Source organism: Saccharothrix coeruleofusca, from assembly GCF_014648515.1.
Lineage (GTDB): Bacteria > Actinomycetota > Actinomycetes > Mycobacteriales > Pseudonocardiaceae > Actinosynnema > Actinosynnema coeruleofuscum.
Genome location: NZ_BMRG01000002.1, coordinates 669,901 through 680,438, shown reverse-complemented (window position 1 = coordinate 680,438; position 10,538 = coordinate 669,901). Strand labels below are relative to the sequence as shown.

Here is a 10,538-nt window from a genome sequence, read left to right as displayed (position 1 = left end):
GCTGGCCGACCTCGACCACTTCGCGGCCACGCCCGCGTCGGGAGTTGCCCACGACGAGCCCGATCCGGAGCCGGAGTGGCCGGGGATCAGCGGCACGCTGTCCGACGCCCTCGCCGACCACCCCGCCACCTCGTCGGCGCAAGAGGTTGACGCGCCGGGGGATTCCACCGCGTCGGCGCCGGAACCGGTCGCCGGCGAGCCGAGCGTGCGGCTGGGCACCGGCATCGTGACCGGCGTGCCGTTCACCGTCCCGCTCGCCCAGCTGCGCAAGCACACGGTCGTGTTCGCGGGCAGCGGCTCGGGCAAGACGGTGCTGCTGCGCCGGTTGGTGGAGGAGGTCGCCCTGCAAGGGGTTTCCTCGATCCTCATCGACACCAACAACGACCTGGCCCGGCTGGGCGACCCCTGGCCCTCCCCGCCCGCCCTCTGGGAACCCGGCGACGCCGAACGCGCCGACCGCTACCTGCGCGACACCGACGTGGTGGTCTGGACACCCCGCCGCGAGGCGGGCAGACCGCTCACCCTCGACCCGCTGCCCGGCTTCGACCGCGACCCCGACGACCCGGACGAGTTCCGCGCCGCCATCGACGCCGCCGTGGCCGGGCTGATGCCCCGCACCAACCTCGGTGGCCGCAAGGCCACCACCGGCCGGGCCGTCCTCACCGAGGCGCTGACGCACTTCGTCCGGGGCGGGGGCGGCGAGCTGCGGGACTTCCTCGCGCTCCTGGCCGACCTGCCGTCGGGGGTCAGCACCGTGCGCGACGCCACCCGCCTGGCCTCCGACATGGCCGACGGCCTCAACGCCGAGATGATCAACGACCCGGTGTTCGGCGGGGTGGGGGAGCGGCTGGACCCCGGCGTGCTGCTCACCCCCGCGAGGGGCAAGCGGGCCAGGGTGTCGGTGATCAGCTGCATCGGCCTGCCCAACGACGACCAGCGCCAGACCTTCGTCAACCAGCTGCAGCTCGCCCTGTTCTCGTGGATCAAGCGCAACCCCGCCAGGGACCGGCCGCTGGGCGGGCTGTTCGTGCTGGACGAGGCCCAGACGTTCGTGTCGTCGCGCACCACGACCGCCTCCACGCAGAGCACGCTGACCCTGGCGTCGCAGGCGCGCAAGTACGGACTGGGCATGGTCTACGCGACGCAGGCGCCCAAGGCGCTGCACAACGTGGTCTCGGGCAACGCCGCGACCCAGTTCTTCGGCCTGCTCAACGCACCCGTCCAGATCCAGGCGGCCAGCGACCTGGCGCGCGCCAAGGGCGGTCGCATCGACGACGTCTCCCGCCTGCCCGCGGGCCAGTTCTACGGGGCCACCGAGGGCACCGGGCTGACGAAGGTCCGGGTGCCGATGTGCCTGAGTCACCACCCGCCCACGGCGCTGACGGAGGAGGAGGTCCTGGCGCGGGCGCAGGGTGCGGCGGGTGACTCCTCCGCGAACCCCGCTGGAGCGTGATCCGTTCCACCGGTCTGCGATCATGCTGCGCCATGGACCGTTACGAGCGATTCCGTCGCGCGGCGATCGATCGGGGCATCCCGGACGACGAGGTCGACAAGTTCGCCGATCAGCTCCGGTTCGCGATCTGGCTGGGAACCTGCGACGCCGACGAGGAGGTTGTCGGGCAGGACGGAGGACTTCCCCGGCTGCCGGTGGGCATGGGATGGCCGGGCAGCGAGATCGGGTCCCCGTTGCCGTTCATCGCCTCCGTCGACTGCGCGGCCCTTCCGCGCGCCGAGGGGCTTCCCCTGCCTGTGGACGGCTCGCTGCTGTTCTTCCTGCACCACGAGGAGGACCACGAAGGTGCTGCCTTCACGGGCCAGTCGGGGTTCGCTCAGGTCCTGTACGTCCCGGCGGGCACGGAGACGGTGGTGGCGTCGCCGCCGCCCGACCACGACAGCGCGAACTTCTTCTGCGAGGACATCCCGTTCCTGCTCCCCGAGCACCGGCTCACCGCGTGGGTCGAGGCGGTGCTGCCGGATTGGCTCGACGACGAGGAGGAAGCCGAGTTCGCGTCGGATGCCGCGAAGCAACTGCTCGACGAGCTGAAGCACCTCGATCAGCTGTGCGCGCTGGTCGACGAGCTCTGGCCGCCGCGCAAGGGCTCCTGGTTCCACATCGGCGGGTACTGCGCGGAGATCGGCGGCGCGGACCCTCCCTGGACGCTGATGGCGCATGCCAACCTCAAGAAGCGGTTCGAAGCCGAACCCGACCTTCCGAGGGCGGAGCGAATCCGCCTGCGGCAGGAGGAGGAGCGCCGGTTGATCCGGGAATGGGTGCCGCTCGCCCAGTTCCCCACGGAGAGCGACGTCTACTACGGGTGCTTCCTGATCAGCTCGGATGATCTGGCCGCCAAGCGCTTCGAGAGGACGCGCTCGTTCACCATGTTCACCGAATAGGCGGGCGCGGGCCGGAAGTGCTCCCGCAACGGCTACGCCATCGTGCGCCAGGAACGAGGCGTCCGGGTGGCCGCGGCCCCGCGAGGGGTGCCGAAGACCTCCATCTCACCGGTCGTCGGGCGGACGAGGCCCGCCACCATGCGCAGCGGCGTGCTCTTGCCCGCCCCGTTCGGACCGACCAGGGGCGACGACCCGGTTGCTCGGGATGGCCCCCGTGCCTCAGATCGCGGCCGGTTCCCTGGCGGACAGCCAGGACCGCACGCCCATCGCCATGGTCGGCACGTGCTCGCGCATCAGCCGCTGGAAGTGCGGCGCGGTCGGGCTGCGGTGGTCCACGGTGAACTCGCCCGCCAGGGAGAACCAGGTGGTCGGAACCGCGCCTGCCTGCACCATGCGCCGCACGGCGGTCTCGTGGGTCTCGGCGGTGAGGCTGGCCGAGGCGTCGACGACCAGGTGGACGTCGTAGCCCTCGCGCAGTGCGCCCAGCACCGTCTGCAGCACGCACCCCTCGGTGGACACGCCCGCGATCGCGAGTCGGCGGCGTCCGGTGGCGCGGACCGCGTCGGCGAAGCCCTCGTCGAGGAAGGCGTTGAAGTTGCCCCCGCGCTCGATGACGGGGTGGTCGCCGAGGACTTCCCGCAGCTGCGGGTAGAGCGGGCCGGAGGGCTTGATCGGCAGGCCGTTGGTGACCACCAGTCCGGTGTCGAAGAGCTTGGCGGTTTTGGCCAGGCCGACCACGTTGTTGATGTGGGCGGCGGTGTCGTGCGAGCGCAGCACGTTGGCGAAGCCCACGGCGTGGTCGACCAGCACGACGGTGGTGTTCTGCGGGGTGAGGGGTTCGAGGGACATCGGGTGCCTCCACGTAATGAACGCTTGGTCATTAGCGACCGTACACCCTAATGACCGGCTGTACACTAAGCGTTGTGACCGAAGAGACACCCCGCAAGCGCGTCCGCGACCCCGAGGCGCACCGCGCGGCCATCCTCGACGCCGCGCGCCGCGCCTTCGCCGAGCACGGGTACGACCGGGCGACCATCCGCGACATAGCCGCGCGCGCGGGCGTGACCCACGGGTTGGTCATGCGCCACTTCGGTTCCAAGGAGCAGTTGTTCATCGCCGCCGTGCCCGGCCCGCGCGACCTGGCCGACGTCCTGCCCGGCGACCCCGCCACGCTGCCCGAGCGCGTGGCGGCGGCGTTCGTCGAGCGGATGGAGAACGCCGACCACGCCGACCCCTTCATCACCCTCGTGCGCAGCGCCCCGTCGCGGGAGAAGGCCGCGAAGCTCTACGACGAGATGCGCCGCGCCAGCCTGGACCCCTACCTGGCCTCGGTCACGGGGCCGGACGCGGAAGAGCGCGTCGACCTGCTCGCGGCCCACCTGATCGGCGTCACCTTCAGCCGCTACGTCGTGCGCAGCGAGCCGCTGGCGACCATGTCGCCCGAGCGCCTGACCGACCACCTGGCCAGGACGCTGCGCGCCATCCTCCTCGGCTGAACCGCGCCGCCCGGTTCTCGACCACGGGAAACCGCAGGTCGAACCCGCCTGGCGGAGTTCCGCTATCGCCGTGCCGACCGCGCGACAGCGCGCCTTCCGTCATCGGCGCAAAGCGGCGCGTGTTTCCGCGCGCCTGTGCCGAGTTTCTCCGAAAAAGTGCGGAGAGCCTTGTGATCGCCGTCACTGGCGATAATCAAGCGTGTCGAGCCGGTGAGCTTCAAATGCCATCGGATTGTTATCTCCGGGGTTGTCGACGCGGGGCGTCGCGGCGAAATGCCTGCTAGCGGGCCTGGTTGACCGATGAATGCATAGATTGTCTATGCAACTAAAAACCGGTTCACCCTTCCGGGAAGACGGCGTCGAGCAGCCGGTAACGGATCGCGACGGTTGCTCGATTGACCTCGCGAGGCCCGGATAAGGGATGCGGTGGCGCGGGGGCAATGGCCCGGAGAACTGCTATTGTCCGTCCTCTCTCGTCGCACCGGCCAATGCCTGTTGATGTCATCCGCTGAGGAGAGGCAAGCGTGGGGAATTCCTCGTCCGGCACCGCCATGACCGTTGCGCCCGGCGAGCTGGGAGCGCTCGGTGCCCAGCTGGGCAGCGGAGGTGAGGCGACGGTGTTCGACCTGCCGGAGCTGACCTGCCCCGACGTGCGGGGAGCGCTGGTCTACAAGCGGTACCGCGACGGCCACGTCGCGCCGGAGAGCCTGCGCCGGGTGGTCGCCGCGCGCAACGCGCTGGACGAGGCCAAGCGGACCGAACTGGACGGTCTGTCGGCGTGGCCCGTGCGGGTCGTCGAGGAGCGGGGACTGGCGGTCGGGATCGTCATGCCGCGCATCCCGGCGCCCTTCTTCGACAGCGTGGTGCGCAACTGCGGGGTCAAGCAGTCGCTGCGCGAGGTGCAGAACCTGTTCATCGACCCCGCTCGCGCCCTCAGGCTGGGGCGGCCCGCGCCGACCGACGAGGAGCGGCTGAGGATCTGCCGCGACTTCGCCGGAGGACTGGCCTTCCTGCACGAGGAGCTCAAGGTCGTCTTCGGCGACATCAACCCCAAGAACGCGGTCTTCCGGCTGGACGCGAGGCCGATGGTGATGTTCCTCGACTGCGACGCCGTGCGGCCCGCCGGGGTGGTCGCCAAGGTCAAGCAGCTCGACGCACCCGACTGGGTCCCGCCGGAGGGCGGCAACCTCACCCTGGCCACCGACCGCTACAAGCTCGGCCTGTTCGTCCTGCGCTGCCTCTCGCCCGGCGCCTGGTCCTCGGTGAACACGGATCCGGCCGCGGCGGCGCGGCTGCTCGACGCCGAAGGGCTGAGCATGCTCGGGCGCGCGTTGAGCGGTGACCCCGAGGGCAGGCCCTCCGCCCGCGACTGGGAGCTGCACCTGCGGCGGCTGCTCGGCGAGGCCGTCGCGCCGCCGGAGCTCGGCGCGGTCGCGGTCGACCGCGAACTCGTCATGCGCGGGCAGCCCGTCGTCGTCGAGTGGGAGGCGCTGGAGGCCAAGGAGGTCGAGATCACCTCGGGGACGCGGGTGGTGCGAGTGGACGGTCGGCGGGGGCGGGGGCGGACCTCGGTGCCGCTCGACGAGTCCGGCCCGGTCCGCGTCCGCGCGATCAACGACCTCGGCTCCGACGAGCGCCACGTCGGACCGGTGACCGTGCTGCCGCCTCCCGCGCGGCAGCCGCTGACCGTGCCGGTGCCCCAGCTGAGCTGGTCCACGCCGGGCAGCGCCGATCCGCCGGAGTTGGCGCTGCTGCCGCTGCCGCCGATCGGGGTGCGCCCCGAGCTGCCGGACCTGCTGACCGCCGCGGCGCGCACCGCGCCATGGCCGTCCCCGCCCGACCTGCGGGCCGTCGGGTTCCCCCTCGACCTGGAGGCCATGTTGACCGAACTCACCGGGACCGACTTCGGATTCCGCGACAGCGAAGGAGGAAGCCGATGAGCTTCGCCGTGTGGCTGGCCAAGCTGTCCGGCGCCAGGGGCGAGATCCTGCGGAAGGCGCCGGGGGACGTGAACAAGCACGCCGCGATGGGCGGTGTGCTGCTCAGCACCGCCGCTGTCGCCGCCGTGTCGGCGTTCTTCGCGCTGCACTCGGTGCTGCGACTGCCCGTGGTCGCGGCCGCGGTGGCGGGCGTGGCCTGGGGCGTGGTCATCTTCAACCTCGACCGCATGCTCGTGATCACCATGACCCGCGGCAACGGCTGGTTGCTCAACCTGCTCGCGGCGATCCCGAGGGTGGGGCTGGCCGTGGTGATCGGGTCGATCATCTCCATGCCGCTGGTGCTGAAGATCTTCGAGCCGGAGATCAACAGCGAGCTGGTCGCCATGCAGGCCGAGACCACCCAGCGCAACCAGGAGGACTACGACAAGGCCTACGCCCGGATCACCGAGCTGGAGGCCGAGGAGTCCGAGCTGCTGGCGATCCTGTCCGGCCGGTCCTCCGCGACCGTGGCCGACGACCCCGACGTCAAGGCGGCCAAGAGCGCCCTCGACAAGGCGGAGGAGGCATACCAGGCGGCGAACCAGCTGGCGCAGTGCGAGTTCGACGGTACCTGCGGCACCGGTGTGCCCGGCGACGGCGAGTCCTACCGGCAGAAGAAGCGGGCGGCCGACGACGCCAGGAACGCCCGCGACAAGGCGCAGTCCGCACTGGACGAGGTCACCGAGAAGGTCGCCAAGCGCTTGCGGGAGGGCGCCGCCACCGACACCGGGAACGCGCAGAAGCGGCTGCCCGAGGTGCAGGCGGACCTCCAGCGGCTGCGGCAGGACCGCGAGGGCCTGGAGCGGCGGGGCACCGTCGCGACCGCCGCGGACACCGGCCTGCTGGCCAGGCTGGAGGCGCTGGACCGCCTCACCGAGGGCAGGCGCAGCGGTGCGCAGGCCCACTACGCGCTGTTCCTGCTGTTCCTGTGCGTCGAACTGCTGCCCGTCGTGGTCAAGCTGCTGTCCAGCTTCGGCCCCGAGACGCTCTACGACCGGATGGCCAAGCGCGCCGACGACGCCTCCGACGCCGACGACAAGCTGTGGGCCGATCGGGACCGGGACCTGGAAGCCGACCGGGCCGACCAGAAGCTGGCGATGGAGCGGCAGAAGCTGGACGCGCAGACCCAGGCGCACGCCAAGACCACCCAGCTGGTCGCCGACAAGCAGCTCGGCATGGCCATGAAGGCCATCGACGTCTGGGCGGACCTGGCGCGACTGCGCACCGACGAGGAGCTCGACCGCTGGTACCGGGAGCACGCCGGCGGCGACCAGCGCACCATGCCCATCCCCAGGGTGCACCTGCCGCACACCGGCAACGGCGCGCACGTCAACGGTGCGCACGTCAACGGCAGCACCCCGAACGGCGTGCCCACGCCCAACCCCTCCTGATTGGAGAAACCCCCCGTGGAGAGCGACAAGGCCAAGCTCCTGCCGTTCTACCTGGTGATCGACGTGTCGGCGTCGATGTCCGGGAGCAAGCTGGAGCAGGCCAACCAGATCATGCCCAAGGTCGTCGACGCGCTGGCCGACGCGCCGATCCTGTCCGACAAGGTGCGCTTCGGCGTCATCGACTTCGGCAGCGACGCACAAGTCCGACTGCCGCTGTGCGACCTGCTCGACGACGAGGTGACCCTGCCCGCGCTCAACGTGCGCGGCGCGACGTCGTACGCGGCGGCCTTCCGGCTGCTGCGCGCCGAACTGGAGAGCAACGTCAAGCAGCTGAAGGCCGACGGCTTCCAGGTGCACCGCCCCGCGGTGTTCTTCATCAGCGACGGCGAGCCCACCGACCGCGACGAGGAGTGGCGCGCGGCGTTCCGGGACCTGACCGAGAACTTCCCGATCTACCCCAACCTGGTGCCGTGCGGCGTGGACGACGCCAACCCCAGGACCCTGGCCACCCTCATCCACCCGGCCAGCGGTCCCAAGGCGATGCGGATGTACCTGATGGAGCAGGGCCAGAACCCGGCCGACGCCATCGCCATGATCGCCGAGATCCTGATCTCCAGCATGCTCGCGTCCGGGCAGAGCATGGCCCAGGGCAACTCGGGCCTCATCCTGCCCGCTCAGCAGGACCTGCCGTCGGGCATCTCCGCGTACTCCTCGGACGACTTCGTCTGATGGGCGCATCCACCAGGGAGCACGAGGAGTCGGCGGGGTCCGCCGAGCCCGCGGCGGCGCCGGCCTGGCGCGGTCGGGTGGAGCAGTTCGAGGTCGGTGACCCCGGCAGGGCCGCGACGCGGGTCGTGCCGGTGCCCGACGAGAGCGCTTGGGACCGCAGGGACACCGTGCTGGACGGCGTGGCGCTGAAGGACGGCGGGCGCCGGGTCGTCGCCGAGCTGCGCGCGGCCAGCGTGCGCGGCCTGGCGCACCGCGCCTACGGGACGGTGCGCCAGGACGAGTACGGCTACCGGCGCACCCCGGACGGCCGGTACCTGGTCGTCGGAGTCGCCGACGGGGTCTCCGCGGGCGCGCTCTCGCACAAGGCCGCGGTAGCCGCCGCGCGCCGGGGGGTGAACATGCTCGTGCACGCGCTGCGGACCACCGCGCCCGACCGCATGCCGTGGCCGGACTTCCTCCGCGCGGTCGCGGCGGAGATCGAGGCGATCGGGCGCAAGCGGCTGGCCGCGACCGGCACCGCCGACCCGCACGCCGTCCCCCTGCGGGAAGTCGCCAACCTGCTGGCGACCACGGTGCTCTACGCCGTGGTCGACCTGGTGCCGGTGGCCGGGGCGCACGAGGTCCACCTGGTCTCGGTCGGCGACACCTCGGCGTGGGTGCTGCGCGAGGGGGGACGCTGGGAGCCGCAGCAGGCGGTCAAGAACGACGGCGCGGAGGTGCACTCCTCCTCGGTGCAGGCGCTGCCGCTGCTGCCCGCCGCGCTGCCGCCGCCGGTGCGCACGACCGTCGCTCCCGGCGAGGCCCTGGTGCTGGTGACCGACGGGGTGGGCGACCCGCTCGGGCACGGCGCCGGCGCGGTGGGGCGCTTCCTGGCGGAGGTCTGGGCCGCGCCGCCCGCGTCCGGACTGGAGTTCGCCGCTCAGGTCGGGTTCGCGCGCAGGAGCTACGACGACGACCGCACCGCGGTCGCGCTCTGGCCCGTCGCCGGGACATGAGCGGCCACGTCGTCGGCTTGGGCGAGGTCGGCCCGCTCGGCGAGCTGCTCGGCGAGGGCGGGCAGGCCAAGGTCTACCGCGCGCCCGCCGCCGCGCTGCCCGACGTGCCGGGACCGCTGGTCTACAAGCAGTACAAGGCCGGACACGCACCGCCGCACGGACTGGCCGCGGTGGTGGCGCGCAGGTTGCGCATGGACGAGCCGACCCGGCGGCGGCTGGACCGGACCGCCGCGTGGCCGGTGCGCGCCGTCGAGGAAGCGGGGCAGGTGCGCGGGGTGCTGGTGCCGCTGATCCCCGACGACTACTTCGAGGACCGGGTCAAGCCCAGCGGCGCCAGGGCTCGCACCCTGCGCGAGGTCCAGCACCTGTTCATCGACCCGGCGCGGGCGGCGCGGCTGGGCATGCCCGCGCCGACCGCCGCCGAACGCGTGCTGGTCTGCCGCGACCTGGCCAGCGCCGTGCACCTGCTGCACCGCAACGACCTGGTGATCGGCGACCTGAACCCGAAGAACGCGGTGTTCCGGCTCACCGACCGCCCGTGCGTGATGCTGGTCGACTGCGACTCGATCCGGATCAAGGGCGCCGCGGCGGTGGTGCGCCAGCTCAACGCGCCCGATTGGGAGCCGCCCGAGCGCGTGCTCAGCCAGGCCAGCGACCGGTACAAGTTCGGGCTGTTCGTGCTGCGGTGCCTGAGCCCCGGTCCGTTCGCCTCGATCGCCCGCGACCCCAGCAGGCTCGACGCGGTGCTGCCGGGCGAGGGACCGCGGCTGCTGCGCGACGCGCTCGGCCCGACTCCCGAACGGCGCCCCACCGCGCAGGAGTGGGGGCGCTACTTCGACTCGGTGCTGACCGAGGCGGTGGCCGCCCGGCGCGCCGCGGCACCTGCCACCTCGGGTGGCGGCACGTCCGGGTGGCGGCGCGATCCGAAGACCCGCAGATGGGTTCCGGTGACCTGACGTGTCCGCGAGCACTTGCACCGCGTGCGGCGCGCCCCCCTCGGGCAGGTACGTCCTGTCCATGCACGGCGAGGTGACGTGCGCCCGCCACCCGGCGGACGGGCGGTGCGCGCTGTGCGGCAGGCCCCGGCAGCGGGAGGAGCAGGGCTGGTCCCGGTTCACCGCCACCACCGTCCGCTGCCCGACGTGCGCGGCGCAGTCGGTGGACACCGTGGAGCAGGCGCGATCGCACATCCCGGCCGTGCGGGAGGACATGGCCGCACTGGGCATCCGGCTCGACCAGCGGGTCAGGGTCACCCTGGTCGACCCCGACGTGATCAACACCGGTGGTCGGGGCGTGTGCCTGGGCCGCACCCTCCAGCGCGTCGAGGAGGGGGGCGCGGTGACCGACGTGGTGGGCATCGAGATCGCCAGGGGGCTGACCTCGACCCACTTCGGCGCCACCGTCGCGCACGAGATCGGCCACGCCTGGTTGGCCCAGAGGGGCGCGCGGGCCCTGGCCCGACAGCTGGAAGAAGGGGTGTGCGAGCTGTTCTCCGGAGCTTGGCTCAAGCGCCGGGGCACCGAGTTCGCGCGCGCGATGCGCCAAGCGGCGCTG

General features: G+C 72.1%; 11 protein-coding genes. 9 read left to right on the top strand and 2 right to left on the bottom strand.

What is annotated here, in order from left to right; genetic code table 11:
- Together IEZ00_RS07895 and IEZ00_RS07890 are read left to right on the top strand one after the other, a co-directional pair.
- A partial coding sequence (locus IEZ00_RS07895) for an ATP-binding protein (protein ID WP_189222454.1) occupies positions 1-1,453 on the top strand: 1,453 nt, incomplete at its 5' end.
- A complete protein-coding gene (locus IEZ00_RS07890) occupies positions 1,450-2,394 on the top strand; it encodes a DUF1963 domain-containing protein (protein WP_189222452.1) in 945 nt (314 codons plus the stop codon). The genes IEZ00_RS07895 and IEZ00_RS07890, both read left to right, overlap by 4 nt.
- A 32-nt stretch (positions 2,395-2,426) precedes the next feature.
- On the opposite strand, the gene IEZ00_RS37935 is transcribed toward IEZ00_RS07890, so the two are convergent.
- A complete protein-coding gene (locus IEZ00_RS37935; RefSeq protein WP_276530100.1) occupies positions 2,427-2,534 on the bottom strand; it encodes a hypothetical protein in 108 nt (35 codons plus the stop codon).
- A gap of 79 nt (positions 2,535-2,613) precedes the next feature.
- Entirely contained in the window at positions 2,614-3,243 is a 630-nt protein-coding gene (locus IEZ00_RS07880) for an isochorismatase family protein (RefSeq protein WP_189222450.1), read from the bottom strand.
- 74 nt (positions 3,244-3,317) lie between these two features.
- Here IEZ00_RS07880 and IEZ00_RS07875 point away from each other — a divergent pair, with 74 nt between their 5' ends.
- The 7 genes from IEZ00_RS07875 to IEZ00_RS07845 form a co-directional block, all read left to right on the top strand.
- A complete protein-coding gene (locus IEZ00_RS07875) occupies positions 3,318-3,890 on the top strand; it encodes a TetR/AcrR family transcriptional regulator (protein WP_229795229.1) in 573 nt (190 codons plus the stop codon).
- Between the two features lie 524 nt (positions 3,891-4,414).
- Complete coding sequence (locus IEZ00_RS07870) at positions 4,415-5,830, top strand: hypothetical protein (protein WP_189222446.1); 1,416 nt, start codon at positions 4,415-4,417, stop codon at positions 5,828-5,830.
- Positions 5,827-7,260, top strand: a complete 1,434-nt coding sequence (locus IEZ00_RS07865) for a DUF4407 domain-containing protein (RefSeq protein ID WP_189222444.1) — start codon at positions 5,827-5,829, stop codon at positions 7,258-7,260. The genes IEZ00_RS07870 and IEZ00_RS07865 overlap by 4 nt, the downstream gene beginning before the upstream one ends.
- A gap of 15 nt (positions 7,261-7,275) precedes the next feature.
- A complete protein-coding gene (locus IEZ00_RS07860; RefSeq protein WP_189222442.1) occupies positions 7,276-7,989 on the top strand; it encodes a vWA domain-containing protein in 714 nt (237 codons plus the stop codon).
- Positions 7,989-8,984 (top strand): protein phosphatase 2C domain-containing protein, encoded by a 996-nt coding sequence (locus tag IEZ00_RS07855; RefSeq protein ID WP_189222441.1) that lies wholly within the window; start codon positions 7,989-7,991, stop codon positions 8,982-8,984. Before IEZ00_RS07860 ends, IEZ00_RS07855 begins: the two co-directional genes overlap by 1 nt.
- Positions 8,981-9,940 carry a hypothetical protein gene (locus IEZ00_RS07850; protein WP_189222439.1) on the top strand — a complete coding sequence of 320 codons (960 nt, stop codon included), beginning with the start codon at positions 8,981-8,983 and terminating at the stop codon, positions 9,938-9,940. The genes IEZ00_RS07855 and IEZ00_RS07850 overlap by 4 nt, the downstream gene beginning before the upstream one ends.
- A gap of 1 nt (position 9,941) precedes the next feature.
- Positions 9,942-10,538, top strand: a 597-nt coding sequence (locus IEZ00_RS07845; protein ID WP_189222437.1) for a protein DA1, incomplete at its 3' end; no start/stop codon positions are given.

Excerpts from the sequence above, each read along its gene's own strand:
- IEZ00_RS37935 (WP_276530100.1), bottom strand. The coding sequence starts at position 2,534 with ATGGTGGCGGGCCTCGTCCGCCCGACGACCGGTGAGATGGAGGTCTTC.
- IEZ00_RS07855 (WP_189222441.1), top strand. The coding sequence starts at position 7,989 with ATGGGCGCATCCACCAGGGAGCACGAGGAGTCGGCGGGGTCCGCCGAG.
- IEZ00_RS07865 (WP_189222444.1), top strand. The coding sequence starts at position 5,827 with ATGAGCTTCGCCGTGTGGCTGGCCAAGCTGTCCGGCGCCAGGGGCGAG.
- IEZ00_RS07880 (WP_189222450.1), bottom strand. The coding sequence starts at position 3,243 with ATGTCCCTCGAACCCCTCACCCCGCAGAACACCACCGTCGTGCTGGTC.
- IEZ00_RS07850 (WP_189222439.1), top strand. The coding sequence starts at position 8,981 with ATGAGCGGCCACGTCGTCGGCTTGGGCGAGGTCGGCCCGCTCGGCGAG.